The organism is Actinoallomurus purpureus (genome assembly GCF_024055795.1).
In the GTDB taxonomy this organism is placed as follows: domain Bacteria; phylum Actinomycetota; class Actinomycetes; order Streptosporangiales; family Streptosporangiaceae; genus Actinoallomurus; species Actinoallomurus purpureus.
This window is the reverse complement of the sequence record NZ_JAMXMY010000017.1, coordinates 132,834-149,106: the sequence shown is the minus strand read 5'-3', so window position 1 is coordinate 149,106 and position 16,273 is coordinate 132,834. Positions and strand designations below refer to the sequence as shown.

At 69.4% G+C, this 16,273-nt stretch carries 13 protein-coding genes; 7 read left to right on the top strand and 6 right to left on the bottom strand.

All coding sequences use genetic code 11. The features are described from left to right. The first annotated feature begins 69 nt into the window (after positions 1-69). On the top strand, positions 70-762 hold the full coding sequence (locus NE236_RS28530; protein WP_252845267.1) for a TetR/AcrR family transcriptional regulator: 693 nt from the start codon (positions 70-72) through the stop codon (positions 760-762). Positions 763-811: 49 nt separating this feature from the next. Here NE236_RS28530 and NE236_RS28525 read toward each other — a convergent pair whose 3' ends face one another. Next, positions 812-1,441, bottom strand: a complete 630-nt coding sequence (locus NE236_RS28525) for an LUD domain-containing protein (RefSeq protein ID WP_252845266.1) — start codon at positions 1,439-1,441, stop codon at positions 812-814. Between the two features lie 251 nt (positions 1,442-1,692). On the opposite strand from NE236_RS28525, the gene sigJ reads away from it, so the two are divergent. Both sigJ and NE236_RS28515 read left to right on the top strand, forming a co-directional pair. Further along, positions 1,693-2,631, top strand: a complete 939-nt coding sequence (gene sigJ, locus NE236_RS28520; protein ID WP_252845265.1) for an RNA polymerase sigma factor SigJ — start codon at positions 1,693-1,695, stop codon at positions 2,629-2,631. Positions 2,632-3,114: 483 nt separating this feature from the next. Then, positions 3,115-4,377 (top strand): hypothetical protein, encoded by a 1,263-nt coding sequence (locus NE236_RS28515; RefSeq protein WP_252845264.1) that lies wholly within the window; start codon positions 3,115-3,117, stop codon positions 4,375-4,377. A gap of 54 nt (positions 4,378-4,431) precedes the next feature. Here NE236_RS28515 and NE236_RS44720 read toward each other — a convergent pair whose 3' ends face one another. Further along, on the bottom strand, positions 4,432-5,193 hold the full coding sequence (locus NE236_RS44720) for a YdcF family protein (protein WP_308209168.1): 762 nt from the start codon (positions 5,191-5,193) through the stop codon (positions 4,432-4,434). After that, positions 5,105-7,120 (bottom strand): S53 family peptidase, encoded by a 2,016-nt coding sequence (locus NE236_RS28505; protein ID WP_252845262.1) that lies wholly within the window; start codon positions 7,118-7,120, stop codon positions 5,105-5,107. Before NE236_RS28505 ends, NE236_RS44720 begins: the two co-directional genes overlap by 89 nt. Positions 7,121-7,322: 202 nt before the next feature. Here NE236_RS28505 and ctaD point away from each other — a divergent pair, with 202 nt between their 5' ends. Further along, positions 7,323-8,999, top strand: coding sequence for an aa3-type cytochrome oxidase subunit I (gene ctaD / locus NE236_RS28500; protein WP_252845261.1), 1,677 nt, complete (start codon positions 7,323-7,325; stop codon positions 8,997-8,999). Positions 9,000-9,113: 114 nt separating this feature from the next. Here ctaD and NE236_RS28495 read toward each other — a convergent pair whose 3' ends face one another. Genes NE236_RS28495 through NE236_RS28485 form a run of 3 tightly spaced genes read right to left on the bottom strand, consistent with a single transcriptional unit; the run spans position 9,114 to position 11,604 of the window. After that, positions 9,114-9,932, bottom strand: a complete 819-nt coding sequence (locus NE236_RS28495; protein ID WP_252845260.1) for an SDR family NAD(P)-dependent oxidoreductase — start codon at positions 9,930-9,932, stop codon at positions 9,114-9,116. A 22-nt stretch (positions 9,933-9,954) separates the two neighbouring features. Continuing rightward, positions 9,955-10,950 carry an AurF N-oxygenase family protein gene (locus NE236_RS28490; RefSeq protein WP_252845259.1) on the bottom strand — a complete coding sequence of 332 codons (996 nt, stop codon included), beginning with the start codon at positions 10,948-10,950 and terminating at the stop codon, positions 9,955-9,957. A 9-nt stretch (positions 10,951-10,959) separates the two neighbouring features. After that, entirely contained in the window at positions 10,960-11,604 is a 645-nt protein-coding gene (locus NE236_RS28485; RefSeq protein ID WP_252845258.1) for a TetR/AcrR family transcriptional regulator, read from the bottom strand. A gap of 370 nt (positions 11,605-11,974) precedes the next feature. Here NE236_RS28485 and NE236_RS28480 point away from each other — a divergent pair, with 370 nt between their 5' ends. The 3 genes from NE236_RS28480 (at position 11,975) to NE236_RS28470 (ending at position 16,184) form a co-directional block, all read left to right on the top strand. Continuing rightward, a complete protein-coding gene (locus NE236_RS28480) occupies positions 11,975-12,631 on the top strand; it encodes a DUF1963 domain-containing protein (RefSeq protein WP_372494450.1) in 657 nt (218 codons plus the stop codon). A gap of 152 nt (positions 12,632-12,783) precedes the next feature. Continuing rightward, complete coding sequence (locus NE236_RS28475) at positions 12,784-13,995, top strand: pyridoxal phosphate-dependent aminotransferase (protein WP_252845256.1); 1,212 nt, start codon at positions 12,784-12,786, stop codon at positions 13,993-13,995. A gap of 101 nt (positions 13,996-14,096) precedes the next feature. After that, a complete protein-coding gene (locus tag NE236_RS28470) occupies positions 14,097-16,184 on the top strand; it encodes an ATP-dependent DNA helicase (protein ID WP_252845255.1) in 2,088 nt (695 codons plus the stop codon). Positions 16,185-16,273: the final 89 nt, after the last annotated feature.

Sequence of the window (16,273 nt, the reverse complement as noted above, 5' to 3'; positions counted from 1 at the left end):
CGCTCGATCACCCCGGAGACGGAAACACCGACGTACCGTACGCTTTGACCGGCGTTACGAAGGGATTTCATGTCTCGGGGACAAAGAGGGCGTGACCGTTCACTGACGCGCGACCGCATCATCGATGTCGCCCTGCGCATCGCGGACAACGAAGCAGACCTCGACCGGCTGACCGTGCGCCGGCTCGCAGGCGAGCTGAACGTCGGCACGATGACGCTGTACGGGTATTTCCATAACAAGGACGAGATCCTCGACGCGATGGGGGACCGGGTGCTGGGCGGGATGCACCTGCCCGACGAACCCGACGCCGGGCCGGCAGAGGCGTTGCACACCGTCGCGCACGCGTTCTCTCGAATGATGCGCGAACATCCCAGCGTCGTCCGGCTGCTCACCACGCGCATCACCGACAGCCGGCGCGCCGTGGGAGGCGCGATGGAGGCAGTTCTGCAGCGGCTGGTGGACGCGGGGATTCCCGGCCCGCTGGCGGTGCGGTGCTACGGGTTCCTGATCACCTACACGATCGGTTTCGCCGGCTATCAGGTCCCACGCCGCTGGGGCCGCGCGGACGCGGCCGACGGCGCCGAGGCACGCCGGCGGCGGAGGCATTTCTACCACGGGCTCCCCACCGAGGATTTCCCGCAGGTGGTGAGCCTGGTCGACGAGATCGTGGAGCTGCCGTCCGACGAGCAGTTCGCATCCGGCCTGGCGGCCTATATCGACGGCATGCTCCACATGCTCACCCGCGCGGGAGTCAAGGTCTGACACCGCTACTCGTGCACGAGGATCTGGGCCCGCTGCCCGACGGGGGGTGTCAGAATCCGATGGCTTCGCGGAGCAGCAGGACGGTGCCACGCCCGGGGTGGGGTTCTGCGTTGAGGACGAGAATGCGGTTGAGGGCACTGGGCACCCCGTAGGCCTTCATGGCGCGCTCGTTTTCCAGCGAGAGGCAGTGGTTTTCGATGCGGTGCAGCGCGGTGCTCAGGTCAGGGACCACCTTCTGCGCTCCGACGACCCAGATCACGCGGGCCGCGGCGCCCGAGTAGCCGGCCAACTGGCTTCCGCTGGCCGAGGCGGCCACAAGGGAGCCGGTCTCGGTGACCGCGGCGACGCTGCCCACAATGACGTCGGGGCAGGCGATCGTCCGCCAGATCTCGGCCAATTGGGTGGCGCGGTCCATGGTCACGCTGCGTGCCTTGACGGACTCGTATCGCCCGCTGCTGTTGATGTCCTCATCGATGCCGGACAGGCGGAGGGTCTCGCTGGCCCCAGTGAACACGCTGGCGCCCTCGGGAATCAGGTCTCTGACGCGGGTACGCGCGGCGGCGGCGTCATCGAGGATTTCGACGGCGAAATTGTTCTCCCTCAACGCAGCGGCCACCCGCTCCAGGGTCTGCGCGGCCGCCGGATCAGTGAACGATGCTGCTGGAACCGAAGTCGTCATGGTGTCTCCTGGCTGGTCGTGTGTGGCGGGTCATAACGAGCAGGTGGTGCCGTCCGAGCGCGATCGCGGGGGACGGAGGAGCGGGTCCTGGTGTCTCCCGAGCTTCCTGCCCGCTGGATGGTGTGTTCGTCTCTTCTGGTACGACAAGACCGCCCCGCGGAATGTGAGGTGGGGCGCCGACCTCACATTCCGGTGCGGTGTCTTGTCGAAGTGGTGAGGGCCGATGAGACCGAGGAGGGCCGGCGACACCCATGACCAAACAGTCCAGGCCAGGACACGGCCGGCTCGATCCAGCTCTCAGCGTGATCATCAGCGAGCAGCGGCAGCTGATCAATCTCGCCTACCGGCTTCTGGGCTCGCTGGCCGAGGCCGAGGATGCCGTCCAGGAGACCTACGCCCGCTGGTACGCCATGTCCCCGCAGCAGCAGGACGCCATCGAGTCCCCCGGCGCCTGGCTGAGGACGGTCGCCGGCCGCGTCTGCCTCAACCTGCTCAACTCCGCCCGGGCACGGCGAGAGACCTACGTGGGCGAATGGATCCCCGAGCCGCTGCCCGAACGTACGGAGTCGAGCACTGGGCGGCCGGGCGGTACCACCGTCGACCCAGCCGACCGAGTCACCCTGGATGAGTCGGTCAACATGGCCTTCCTGGTCGTGCTCGAATCGATGACCCCGGCCGAACGCGTCGCGTTCATCCTCCACGATGTCTTCCGCTACTCCTTTGCCGAAGTGGCTGAGATCGTCGGCCGTACCCCGGCGGCATGCCGCCAGCTGGCCTCCTCGGCCCGCCGCCGCATCCGGGCCTCGCAGCCTTCCGTGACTCCGGCAGCCCAGCGCGCCGGCATCGTCAGGGACTTCAAGCAGGCATGGGAAGCCAAGGACATCGACGCCCTCATCGGCCTGCTCGACCCCGACGCCACGGCGATCGGCGACGGCGGCGGCCGCGCCATGACCTTCCTGCACCCCATCGAAGGCGGCGAGCAGATCGCGCACGCCTGGGTCGAACTCGCCCGCCGGAGGCCCGGCAATATGACGTTGCTGGAGCGTACGGTCAACGGTCAGCCCGGCCTGGTGGCTCAGCAAGACGGCGTCACCGTGACGGTGTTCGCCTTCGACGTCGCGGGCGACCGGATCAAGCACATCTGGGTAGTGCGCAACCCCGAGAAACTCCGTCGCTGGACGCCGGGCTGAGATGGCAACGTGGGCATCCCACCGCGACCGCACTGTGACCTATCCGCGCGGGCTCTAAGCGGTCGCAGTTCCGGTGAACTGGTCGGTGTCGAAGAGCTGGTTGATGTGTCCGCCGAGTTCGGACCAGTGCTGTCCGGAGAGCTCGGCGGCGACGCGGGCGTCGCCGGAGGGCCGGGCATAAGGCTCGGCGAAAGCTCGCGCTGCCGGGTGGTTCGTCCCGATAAAGGAGCCAGTCCTGGTGGCTTCACAGAGCGTTACGCCCGCCCCAGCCCGAACCAGGCCGCCCACGACAGCGGACGCGTTCACCCTCCGAGACCGAGATACCCGGGACTGTACCGGCGAGTCTGGATGCGCGAAGTCGGTGCCACTCCCAGTGGCCGAGGCCGGTTCCGGCCTCGGCCCGCGATATTCGCGCGGTCCCGACACATCCGGCTTTATGATCTTCGCCGCTGAGTCGGGGCGGGAACGATGGACGGGAATTCAGTGACGGCACCGCAGGATGAGCAGCGGATCGCGTATCGAAGCCACGCAGTTTGGTTCTGGCCGGTGTTCTGGCCGGTCGCCATCGCACTGAGGTGGTTTCTCGGCTGGGACGCCGGAGGGCCGATGGTCCTGTGGATCCCCGGCATCGCGTTCCTGGAGACGAACGCGGTCCTGACCGCACTCCGCGCCAGGCGCGGCCTGACCCTCACCGCGCGCGGGATCACCTGGCATAAGTGCGAGATGCGCCTTTCGTGGGCCAACGTGACGGCGGTCGAGCAGAGCGCCCGCCGAGGCGGCGAGCGGCTGGTCGTACGCGTCGGCGAATCCAGCCAGGCGCTGGAGGACGTGGCGCTCCCGGCCCGCCTGGAGGTCCACGCGAACCTGCGGCGGTTCGGCGCGCCGATCGCGTTGCGCGCCGGACGCCTCGCGCGCCCCGCAGCGGAGGTCGTCGAGATCGCCGACCGACTGCGGCGGGAGTACGAGCCGCCCTCGGGACTCAAGGGGTTCATGACCCGTGACACCCCACCAGAGGTGGAACGGGCCCGGCGGTTCGCGCGCCGATGGATCAGGCTGGCGAGCGCCGGTCTCGGGGTGCTGCTGTTCGGCGTCGTCATCGTCAATCTCGTTTCGTCGAACCCGGACCCACAGATCGCCTTCGCCTTCAGTCGGACCAGCGGATCCGGTTACATGGACCAAGTCCTCACGATGACCAACTACGGACTCACCGCCACGGCGCCGACCCTGACGTTCGTCCCGCTCGACCGGGCGGGGCATGCGCTCCCCGGCGTCACGGTCCGGACCGCGTACGGGAGTGACCGCGGCTTGGTCGTCCTCCCACCTCGCTCGGCCGGGTTCGACGTCCTCGCCTTCGACGGGCCCGGCTTCCGGGACGTCGCCGACGTCCAGGTGACCGTACGGCACAAGGAACGGTCGAAGCGGCCGGCGGGTGCCGCTGAGGAACTGCACGCGCGCCGGTTGCTGGGCACCCGGTTCACCGAGCCTCTCCAGGACTTCGACACCCTGCTGCTGCAGAACACGAACGGCGTCACGGTCGCGGTGCGGGTGGTGTGCATCCTCTGGGAGCACCCGCCGCCGGGGGCCACCCAGCAGATGGTGCGTAGCCTGCCCATCGGCGGGCTGATCTCGATCGCTCCCTTCGGCGAGGTCCGGCTGCCGGTGACCGGGCCGGTCCGGAGCCTGGCGAGAAGCTGCGGGAGCGTCAAGGTCTACTACTCGCGGCCGGCACCCCCGGTCAATGCGTAGGCCGCACGCGACCCAACGCGTCGCCCAGCTCCTCCAAGCCGCTTGCGAGCGTGCTCATCCCATCGAAAGCGTCCAGGCGCCGTCGGAGATGTTGACCGCTTGGAAGGAGCCGTCAATGAGGCGGCGCGACACTTCCTCCCATTCGCGGATGACCCTTCGTCGGCCGTCCGGAATGCCCGGCCAGCGGTCACGGGTGACCAGTTCTCCCGCGTACATCGGCTCCCACGATATGGCATGGAAAGGCCCGACTTCAGGAAGCAGGGTTCTCAGGACATGGATCGCCCGGCGGTGATACCACTTGCTGACGGCGGTGACCTGCAAACCCAGACTCAATGCTTCGCGTATCAATTCACGAGAGAACTCGACGTTCTGCCACGTGTCCGCCGATTGGTCTTCGTATCGAATGACCGAATCGGGGACGTCGCGCTCGATGAGGAGCCTGCGGAACTCACGGCCCTCGATGATGCCATTATGGCGATTGACCCCACCGGTAGCGATGATCAAGGGTGCCAGTCCGCGATGGTACCGCTCGGCGGCGATGTCGACGGGCGCCGACTGGTTGGTTCCGAAGAGTAGGAGAGCGGTCGGCCGGTCTTGCGGCGGCGGGGCTTCGATGTCGTGATCACGACGGCCGGAGGGCGGGCTCCCCGGGCAACGCGAAAGGGGGCCGGGTGCGCGAACGCACCCGGCCCCCTTTCGCCCGTCGGCTACGACCGGTTGTGAACGGTCAGAATCGGTAGGACAGCAGGTACTTCGCGGTTGGGGTGCCGACGCCGGTGATGTCGTCGTAGCCGCGGACCGCGGGCAGCGCGTCACCCTTGGGGATGCCGTAGTTGCCGGTGGTGCGCAGCACGTAGACCAGCGGGCCCTGCTTGGCGTACGGGTCGGTGTAGTTGGTCCGTACGAACGCGACCGGGCTCTTGCCGAGCGGGTGGTCGGTCACGTCGTGGTACACGCCCTTGCCCGCCCGCAGGTAGATCGCCGGGTTGGCGAAGCCGAGCGGCGCGCCGCCCTGGCGCTGCTGGGCGAGCGCCTGCAGGCCCGCGATGACCGGGCAGGCCAGGCTGGTGCCGCCGACGCGGCTCTCGGCGTAGCCGAACGTGCCGTCCGGCAGCTGCGCCCAGATCGGGTACCGGATGCCGGTCGTCGAGTCGGCGACGGCCGCGATGTCCGGGATGACGCGCATCGGCTTGGCCGCCTTCGTACCGTCAGGCAGCGTCCGGCTCAGCGACGACGGCACGACCGCCCGCTGGTAACCGGGCTGGGTGAACAGCTCGCTGGTGCCGCCACCAGAACCGCCCGCGTAGTTGTCCGGGTAGTGGCCGGGAGGCGCCGGGTCCCACGTCTTGCCGTCCTTGGACAGGCTGTCGGTGGTGAAGTTCCAGCCGGTCTCGAACTTGTACCGGTCATGGCCGTCGACCGCGAGGGTCGTGCCGCCGACCGCGGTCACCCACGGGTCGGAGGCCGGCATGTCCGTCTGGCGCTTCTTCGAGCCGTTCGCGCCGTACCGCGCCTGGCAGGGCGTGTTCGGGACCTCGTAGCCGCAGTCGCCGGTGGAGAAGTAGAAGCCGATGCCCTCGATGGCGCCCTGCTTGTAGATCGACTCTTCCGCGTCGATCATCGCCTGCGTGTAGTTCTGGGACAGGTCGCCCCAGGAGTTGCTGACGATGCCGGCCAGGTGCTGGTCGACGATCTTGATGAGGGCGTCGTCCAGGCCGGTGTCGAGGCAGTTCTGCGCGCCGACGTAGACGACCTTGGCCTTGGGCGCCACCGCGTGCACGGCCGTGACGTCCAGCGCCTCCTCGCCGTACCACCCGGCCGCACCGCATTCCTCGGTGTAGTCGAAGGTGGCGGGCAGGGCCTCGCGGTACTGGCCCTTGGCGAACGGCCGGTCACCGTACTTCTTGGAGTAGAGGTTCGAGACCTCGAGCATCTTCGGCGCGGCGTAGGCGTCGACGATCGCGACCGTCGAGCCCTTGCCGGTGAGCCCGCTCGCGGTGGCGCCGTACGCGCCGCGCAGCTGCTTGGGCAGCAGGCCGCACATCGCCCGGGGCTGGTGCTTGCCGAATGCCTTGGGCTGCGCGGTCCCCACCTTCTGTCCGTAGTACTTCGCGCACGGCTGGGCGACCCAGTAGTTCGGCTCGGGCGGCGGCAGGGTGTCGCCGTGGACCCGGACGTGCTTGGCGGTGTCCAGGCCGGTGATCGTGAGCACGGACGAGGCGACCGCGGCGGGGACGGTGGCCTCGCTCGCGGGTGCCCGCACGACCGTGTTCTGGGCGGCGTAGTTGCGGAAGTCGGTTCCGAACGCCTTCTTGGCCTGGGCGACGCGCCCGGTGACGTGGATGTAGTGGCCGTTGGACCCGACGGTGTCCACCTGCAGATGCGAGGAGGTCAGCCAGGACTTGACGGCGTTCACCTGCTCGTTCGTGGGGGCGAAGCGGGCGTTGAAGTCGGCGGGGCGCAGGAACTTGCGGTAGAGCGGGTTGCCGGGAGTGGAGACCGCCTGGGCGTAGGCGTCCAGGCCCTTGGGGTCCTTGCCGGCCAGCCAGATCCGCGCGTCGAGCCGCTGCTCGTCATTGGTCCTGCCGCGGTCGGCTGTGGCACGCGCCCAGGTGGGCTTGGTGCCGGCGACCGGTCTCCGGTCGTTCGCCTGCGCCGTCGTGGCCGACAGGCCCGCCGCGATGAGCGGCAGTGCCAGGGCCGCGGCCGTCAGCACGCGACGACGTCGTCCGTCTCGGGACATCCACCAGTCCTTTCGTGAGCGGCGTGGGGGACGCCGCGACGCGAGGATTTCGGTGGGGCACGTGTGAATCAAGAGACGTTATGAAATAGATGCAAGAATTGGGAACTCGGGGCCACATGTGGACATCTAGCGCTGCTCTTGCGCATGGCGGCACGACGGCGAATAGTGGATTGCGGCGATGCCCTCAGGGCAGGGAGACCTCATGGTCCTACTCGGTCGAACGCCCCCGGCCGCGGCAGAGCGGTCCCGGCCCCGTGAGAAGGGGCGGATTCTCGAATCATGGGTGACGTCGACCGATCACAAGGTGATCGGTTATCTCTACCTGGCGACCTCGTTCTTCTTTTTCCTGGTCGCCGGCCTCATGGCGATGCTCATCCGCGCCGAGCTGGCGCGGCCGAGGCTGCAGCTGATGAGCAACGAGCAGTACAACGTGCTGTTCACGGTGCACGGGACCCTCATGCTGCTGCTGTTCGCGACCCCGTTGTTCGCCGGGTTCGCGAACGTGATCATGCCGCTGCAGATCGGGTCGCCGGACGTCGCGTTCCCGCGCATGAACATGCTGAGCTACTGGCTGTTCCTGTTCGGCGGGCTGCTCGTCCTGTCGTCGACCTTCGTGCCCAGCGGCCCGGCGAGCTTCGGCTGGACCGCCTACGCGCCGCTGAACAGCGTCGTCAGATCGCCTGGCACCGGCGGGGATCTATGGATCATGGGGCTGGTCCTGTCCGGCATGGGCACCATCCTGACCGCGGTCAACTTCATCACGACGATCATCGGTATGCGGGCGCCGGGCATGACGATGTTCCGGATGCCGATCTTCACGTGGAACGTCCTGTTCACCAGCATCCTCGTGCTGATGGCCTTTCCGATCCTGGCCGCCGCGCTGCTGGTCCTCGAGGCCGACCGGAAGCTCGGCGCGCACGTGTTCGATCCCCAGTACGGCGGCGCCATGCTCTGGCAGCACCTGTTCTGGTTCTTCGGCCATCCCGAGGTGTACATCATCGCGCTGCCGTTCTTCGGGATCATCACCGAGGTGATCCCGGTGTTCAGCCGCAAGCCCCTGTTCGGGTACATCGGCATGGTCGGCGCCACCATCGCGATCACCGGCCTGTCGATGGCCGTCTGGGCGCACCACATGTTCGCCACCGGCCAGGTACTGCTGCCGTTCTTCTCCTTCATGTCATTCCTGATCGCGATCCCGACCGGGGTGAAGTTCTTCAATTGGGTCGGCACGATGTGGCGGGGACACCTGTCCTTCGAGGCACCGATGCTGTGGTCCATCGGGTTCCTCGTGACCTTCCTGTTCGGGGGCCTGACCGGCGTCATCCTCGCCTCGCCGCCGCTGGACTTCCAGGTCACCGACTCGTACTTCGTCGTCGCGCACTTCCACTACGTGGTCTTCGGGACCGTCGTCTTCGCGATGTTCGCCGGGTTCTACTTCTGGTGGCCGAAGATGACCGGGAAGATGCTCAACGACCGGCTCGGAAAGATCCACTTCTGGATGCTGTTCGTCGGATTCCACACGACGTTCCTCGTCCAGCATTGGCTCGGGGCCGACGGGATGCAGCGGCGGGTCGCCGACTACGCACGGCAGTTCGCCACGCTCAACCTCGTCTCCAGCCTCGGCGCGTTCCTCCTGGGGCTGTCCACGCTCGTGTTCATCTACAACGTGTACATCACCGCGCGGACGGCGCCGCGCGTCGGCGTCGACGACCCCTGGGGCTTCGGCAACTCCCTCGAGTGGGCGACCTCATGCCCGCCGCCGCGGCACAACTTCACCTCCATCCCGAGGATCCGCTCCGAGCGGCCGGCCTTCGACCTGCACTATCCGCGCCTGCCGTCGCCGCCGGCCGAGGAGCTCCCGGCCGGCCAGGAGCCCTGAGCGGCCTCCCGTACGCCGGATCGGCCGGGAGCCCCCGGGGGGAAGGAGCACGGAGCGGTCTCCCGGGGAGCTCCCGGGGCAGGAGCACGGAGGCATCCCGGGCATCCGCACGCGTCAGCGGCCGGGCCGCATGCGCCGTACGCTGAGGCCGGCGACGCGCACCGCGCCTCGTGGCCACAGCCGTGCGGCCAGCCACGCCGCGCGAGAGGACGCCGGAGCGATGATGAGCGCGTCGTTCCGGTCGACGCCCCGCAGCACGTCACGGGCCAGCGCCGGGGCGGGGTAGAGCCTGCGCTGCACCCGCTGGGCCGCCCGCCGGGCGTTCTTCCCCGTCTCGGTCGCCGGCAGGTCCGGATTGGCGTTGTCGAGCAGGGGTGTGTCGACGAAGCCCGGGCAGATCGCGCTGACCCGTACGCCCCGGCTCGCCGCCTCGGCGCGCAGCGCCAGGCTCATCCCGACGACCGCGTGCTTGGTGGCGGTGTAGGGCAGCATCAGCGGCGCGGGCACCAGGCCGGCCATCGACGCGGTGTTCACGATGTGCCCGTGCCCCTGCTCCAGCATGATCGGGTACGCCGCGTGCACGCCGTGGACGACGCCCCGCAGGTTGACGTCGATGGTGCGGTTCCAGTGGTCGAGGGTGAGCTCCTCGGCCAGCCCGCCGACCGCGATGCCGGCGTTGTTGAACACCAGGTCCAGGCGGCCGTGCTCCTCCCGGACCGACCGGTACAGCGCGGCGACCGCGCTGGCGTCCGTCACGTCGAGGGTGGCGGCGGTGACCTTCGCGTGCGCGGACAGCCGGTCCGCGACCTTCTTCGCGCCCTCGGCGTCGATGTCGGCGACGGTCACGGTGTCACCGCGCGCCGCGAGCGCGGTCGCGATGGCGCGGCCGATGCCGGAGGCTCCGCCGGTGACGATGGCGATCCGGGAGGTCATGCGGTGACTCCTCGTGTGGGTCTCAACGGGCGGCACGGGCGCGGCGCGGCTTCGGGGTGTCCCAGAGGCCGACGGCCTTCCAGACCCGCTTGCTGACGCCGTCGATCATGCCGAGTTCGGCGGCGAGGTCACGGATCTTGGCGACGCTGTTCCTCAGCTCCGCGTCCCAGGCGTCCGTCCGGTACGCCTCGCGGATCACCTCTTTGGGGATGCCGAAGTACTTCACCATCGGGCCAGGGGGAGTGAGCATGATCCGCGCCATCACGCCCAGGATCAGCGGTGCGGCCACCCCGAGCCCCCGCCGGCGGGCGGCGGGGAGCCGGGGCACGCGGTGCCGGAGGTAGTGGCGGGCGAAGGAGATGTGCCGCGCCTCCTCGGCGATGTGGATCCGCATGATGGTCTCCTGCAGCGGGTGGAGACCGTGGTCGCTCTTGATCGTGTTCCGCTGGACGTAGTCGATCGGGTCCTCGCCGCCGAGCACGAAGACGAAGAACAGCTCGGTGGAGATCCGGGGGATGTGCGGGGCGATCTGCGAGAGGGCGTCCAGGGCCTTGGGCATGCCTCTGATCGGCATGTTCGTCCGGTTGACGAACTCCTGGAACATCATCGCGTGCTGGCACTCCTCGCTCGTCTCGTGCAGGACGTAGCGGAACTCCGGAGAGCCGTTCGGAAGCTTGTACGCGTAGCCGAGGAGGCCGCGCTTGAGCAGGTTCTCGAACTGCAGGCCGATCTTCATCGTCGTGGCGACCCGCCACAGGCCGATGCGGGACTGGACGCCCGGAGGCTGCGAGCGGTACCACTCCGTCCGGCCGAGCGGGTCGACGGGCGGCAGGATCCAGCGGGGATCGTCCGGGTCGACCGCGAAGTCCGGGTCCGCCCAGGGGATGTCGGCGTAGGCGTCCCAGTGCTTGTCGACCGACGCCTTGGACAGGCGCTCGATCACGCCGGTGTAGGACCTGCGGTCCTCGACCGTCGCGCGGATCTCCTCGTCCAGTGTCTTGCTCGGGGGATTGGACATGACTCTCCCTTAGACAGGATCCGGGATGAGCAGGCGGGCCAGGCCCTTGATCTGGGTGAGCACCGCCGCCTGGTGGCCGTGGGCGTCGTCGTCGAGGGAGTTCTGCAACGTCAGCCCGACGAACATGGCGAACACGGTCCGGATGAGCGTCCCCGCGGTCTCCTCGTCCACCGACTCGGGGAAGAGCCGCTGGAACTCCTCGAGGATGACCTGGATGATCCGCTCGTTGATGCCGATGCTCAGCTCGCGCAGCGTCTCGTCGGTGCGGGCGGCCATCGCCAGCTCCATGAGGGCCAGCGCGGGCGCCTGGCGGAACGTCTCCCACAGCAGGTCGAGGGCGCCCTCGACGTTGCGGCGCTCCAGCGGCGACGCGGCGAACGCCCGCTCGAAGGCGAGCCGCTGCCGCTCCAGGAGGTGTTCGAGCGCGGCCGCTACCAGCAGCATCTTCGTGGGGTAGTGGTGCTGCTGCGCGCCGCGGGAGACACCGGCGCGGCGGGCCACCTCGGTCGTCGAGGTGCTCGACCAGCCGAGCTCGGCCAGGCACTCCACGGTCGCGTCGAGCAGGCGGGCCTGCGTTTCCGCTCGCCGCTCCTCCTGGGTGCGGGGAGCACGGCGTGGGACCCGGCTGTGACGTCGGCGGCTGGTCACTGGCATGCCTCGACGGTAGACGGCGACAAACATGCAATCAAGCCTGCTTGTTTGTTGCGCCGGTCACACTATTGGACGGGATGTCCATCTGATTAGGTGAGATGGTTCTCATGGATCTCGGCCCCAGGAGTTGTCTGCAATGGTTCGTACCACCCCGCCGCGCCCTGTCGGGGTGGAGGCTCTGTTTCCTGAGGTCGTAGCCCTTCACCGTGATGCCGTCCGGCTCCATCCGCGGGGCGGGGCGCCAGGGGTTCGGGATAGTTCGGTCGGCGGGCCGATGCTATGGCCGCGGTCTCAGCCCTGGCCCTACTGCGGTGACGATCACCCGCCTACCGGCTACGCCCCTCCTCATGCGGGTCCGCAGCCTCTGGTGCCGGTGCTCCAGTTGTTCGCCGCCGATGTCCCCGAACTGCCCTTTCCTGCGGGCAAGGACGTCTTGCAACTCCTGTGGTGTCCCTTCGACCACGAGGCCGGCTATGTTCCCCGGCCAGAGCTGTTCTGGCAGGACGGCTCTATGCGCGGCCCGGTGCTCAGCGCACCGCCGCGGCCTGAAGGCGCCCGCGAGGAGTACCTCCCGGATCCGTGTGTGCTGCACCCGGAACGGGTCGTTGAGTACCCCAACTGGGACCTCCCGGAGGAGCTCGCCGATGAGTTGGAGGAACGCTTCGAGGAGTTGGAGGACGGCACTGAGTGGTCGTACTGGGCCCACCTGTCGGTAGCGCCTGGCATCAAGGTCGGCGGATACCCGAGCTGGACCCAGGAGCCGTTCTGGCCAAGCTGCACACGTTGCGGCCGGCGCATGGACCATCTGCTCACGGTGAAGAGCGCGGAGTTCGACGGAGAGTCGTGGAAGGCATGGTTGCCCATAGAGGACGCTCCCGCCTCGGGTACCGTGCTGGACCTCCCCTACGAAGAGCGTCGGCGGATCCAGCGCGCGCCAGGGGTGATGCTTGGCGACATGGGAGGCATTTATCTCTTCGTGTGCCCACAGTGCCCGGGCTTGCCCTATGCCTACCACTCTGACTGCTCGTGACCTCCCCAATGCCGAGGTTGTACCACTGGCTATGGGCGTCCTGGAGCGCCGGACGCCGTCGGCTCTCGCCTCAAACCCCCGTCCGGGTGCCTGTCCGGCGGTGGCCCGGTAATCCTCGCGACGGGCTTGGGTTCGCCCGTTAGGGTATCTCCATGCAGGTCAGCCAGTCGGACAAGCTCGCCAACGTCCTCTACGACATCCGGGGCCCGGTCCTGAAGCGGGCCATGCAGCTGGAGGCCGAGGGACACCAGATCCTCAAGCTGCACATCGGCAACCCCGCGACGTTCGGCTTCGAGGCCCCGGACGAGATCCTCCAGGACGTCATCCGCAACCTGCCGGTGGCCCACGGTTACAGCGATTCCAAGGGCATCCTGTCCGCCCGCCGGGCGGTGGTGCAGCACTACGAGCAGCGGGGCTTCCCCGGGGTCGGCGTCGAGGACGTCTACCTCGGCAACGGCGTGTCGGAGCTGATCGTCATGGCCCTGCAGGCGCTGCTCAACAACGGGGACGAGGTGCTGATCCCGGCCCCGGACTACCCGCTGTGGACGGCGGCGGTGTCCCTCGGCGGCGGCACGCCGGTGCACTACCTCTGCGACGAGACCCAGGGCTGGATGCCCGACCTCGCGGACATCGAGGCGAAGATCACCCCGGCCACCAAGGCCATCGTGATCATCAATCCGAACAACCCGACCGGCGCCGTGTACTCCCGTGAGCTCCTCCAGGGCGTGGCCGAGCTGGCCCGGCGGCGGGGGCTGCTGATCCTCGCCGACGAGATCTACGATCGGATCCTGTACGACGGCGCCGAGCACGTCTCGATCGCGCCGCTCGCCCCGGACGTGCTGTCCCTCACCTTCTCCGGCCTGTCCAAGGCGTACCGCGTCTGCGGCTTCCGGTCCGGCTGGATGGTCGTCTCCGGGCCGAAGGAGCACGCGGAGTCCTACATCGAGGGCCTGGACATGCTGGCCAACATGCGGCTGTGCCCCAATGTGCCGGGCCAGCACGCCATCCAGGCCGCGCTCGGAGGCCACCAGAGCATCAACGACCTCGTCCTGCCGGGCGGCCGGCTGCGCGAGCAGCGCGACCGCGCCTGGCGGCTCCTCAACGAGATCCCGGGCGTCAGCTGCGCGAAGCCGTCCGGCGCGCTGTACGTCTTCCCGCGCCTGGACCCGGAGGTCTATCCCATCGACGACGACCAGCGCTTCGTGCTGGACCTGCTGGAGAGCCGGCAGATCCTCGTCGTGCAGGGCACCGGTTTCAACTGGCCGTCGACCGACCACCTGCGGATCGTCACGCTGCAGCACGCCGACGACCTAGAAGAGGCGATCGGCAGGCTGGGGGAGTTCCTGGCCGCCCGCCGCGCCTGATCGCCCGCGCCCGCGGCCGCACCGCGGGCCGTCCGGGCACACTCGGGGGAAAGCGTGGCTGTGGCGGCGAACGGTCCGGGCCGCCCGGTAGCGTTGACCGGGTGGCCGACGACCTCCTCGACTCCTCTGAAAAGACCGACGTTCCCGACGTCGGGCCCCTTCTCGCCGCCGCGGTCGGCGGGGTCGGCGGCGCCGAACGGCCCGGCCAGGTCAAGATGGCCGAAGCGGTCGCCCACACGATCGAGTCGGGGGAGCACCTCGCCGTTCAGGCGGGCACCGGCACCGGAAAGTCCCTGGCCTACCTCGTCCCCGCCGTCCGCCACGCCGTCGCCGAAAACGCCTGTGTCGTCGTCTCCACCGCGACGATCGCACTGCAGCGCCAGCTCATCGAGCGCGACCTGCCGCGTCTCGCCGAGTCGCTGACACCGCTGCTCGGCCGCGCGCCGGTGTTCGCGATCCTCAAGGGGCGGCGCAACTACCTGTGCCTGCACCGGATGCAGGTGGACGAGCCCGACGACCCCGACGAGATCCTCTTCGACGCCCAGTCCGTCTCCGCCACCGGCCGGCAGGTGCAGCGCATCCACGAGTGGGCCGAGACGACGGAGACCGGCGACCGGGACGAGCTCGTCCCGGGGGTGCCCGAGCAGGCCTGGCGCCAGGTCGCGGTGAGCGCCCGTGAGTGCCTGGGGGCACAGCGCTGCCCCTTCGGCACCGAGTGCTTCGCCGAGCGTGCCCGCGACAAGTCGGGAGAGGCCGACGTCGTCGTCACCAACCACGCCCTGCTGGCCATCGACGCGCTCGAGGAGTTCCAGGTCCTGCCCGAGCACGACGTCGTGATCATCGATGAGGCGCACGAGCTCGTGGACCGGGTGACGTCCGTGGCGACCGCGGAGCTGTCCGTGTCGGCCGTGGAGTTCGCCGCGCGGCGCTGCGGCCGCCTCATCGAGGAGGACCTCGCCGACCGGCTCAAGGAGGCCGGCGAGGCGCTGCAGCCCCTCCTGGCCGACACCCCGGCGGGCCGCATGGACGTCCTCCCGCAGGCCCTCGGCGTGATCCTCCTGTCGGTCCGGAACGCCGCGTACGCCTGCACGACCGCCCTGCGCACCACGCTGAAGACCGCGGAGGACGACGCGGAGCGGCTCGGCGCGGCCCGGGCCGCCCTCACGGCCCTGGAGGAGATCCACGACACGGCCGGGCGGCTCCTGGAGACGTTCGAGGCCGATCTGGCCTCCCGGCACGACGTCGTCTGGCTGGACCGTCCCTTCACCGAGGACTCCCGGCGGCCCACCGCGCTCCGGGTGGCCCCGCTGGGCGTCGGCGGCCTGCTCCGCGAGCGGCTGTTCGGCCGCCGTACGACCGTGCTGACCTCGGCCACCCTGTCGCTGGGCGGATCGTTCGAGCCGCTGGCCCGGCAGTGGGGCCTGCCGCCGCTCGGCGCGGCACCGGAGGGGGTGGCGGAGGCGCCGGCGGCGCCCGAGGGCGACGAGCCGGCGAAGAAGGACGCGGCGGAGCGGCCGCTGCGGTGGTCGGGGCTGGACGTCGGCTCGCCGTTCGACCACGCCCGCACCGGCATCCTGTACATCGCGCGGCAGCTCCCGCAGCCGGGCCGCGACGGCCTGCCCGAGGCGTACCTCACCGAGCTGACCGAGCTGATCGAGGCCGCCGGGGGCCGCACGCTCGGCCTGTTCTCCTCCATGCGGGCCGCCAAGCAGGCGGCCGAGGAACTGCGCGGCCGCCTCACGCATCCGCTGCTGTGCCAGGGGGACGACTCCACGTCGCAGCTCATCAAGCAGTTCACCGACGACGAGGCGACCTGCCTGTTCGGCACGCTGTCCCTCTGGCAGGGCGTCGACGTGCCCGGTCCGTCGTTGCGGCTGGTCGTCATCGACCGCATCCCGTTCCCGCGCCCCGACGACCCGCTGTCCTCGGCCCGGCAGCGCGCCGTCGCCGCGCACGGCGGGAACGGCTTCATGGCCGTCGCCGCGACCCACGCCGCGCTGCTGCTCGCGCAGGGCGCGGGACGCCTGCTGCGGTCGATGACCGACCGCGGCGTCGTCGCCATCCTGGACCCGCGGCTGGCGACCGCGCGCTACGGCACCTTCCTGCGGTCGTCGCTGCCGCCGTTCTGGACGACGTTCGACTCCGCGACCGTCAAGGCGGCGCTGCGCCGGCTCGACACCGCGGACTGACACGGGCCGCCCGGCGCGTCGATGCCGGTACGAGGCCGGGCGGGCGCCGTACGGGCCGGGCGGGGACAGGCGAGCTCACGACGGTGCGT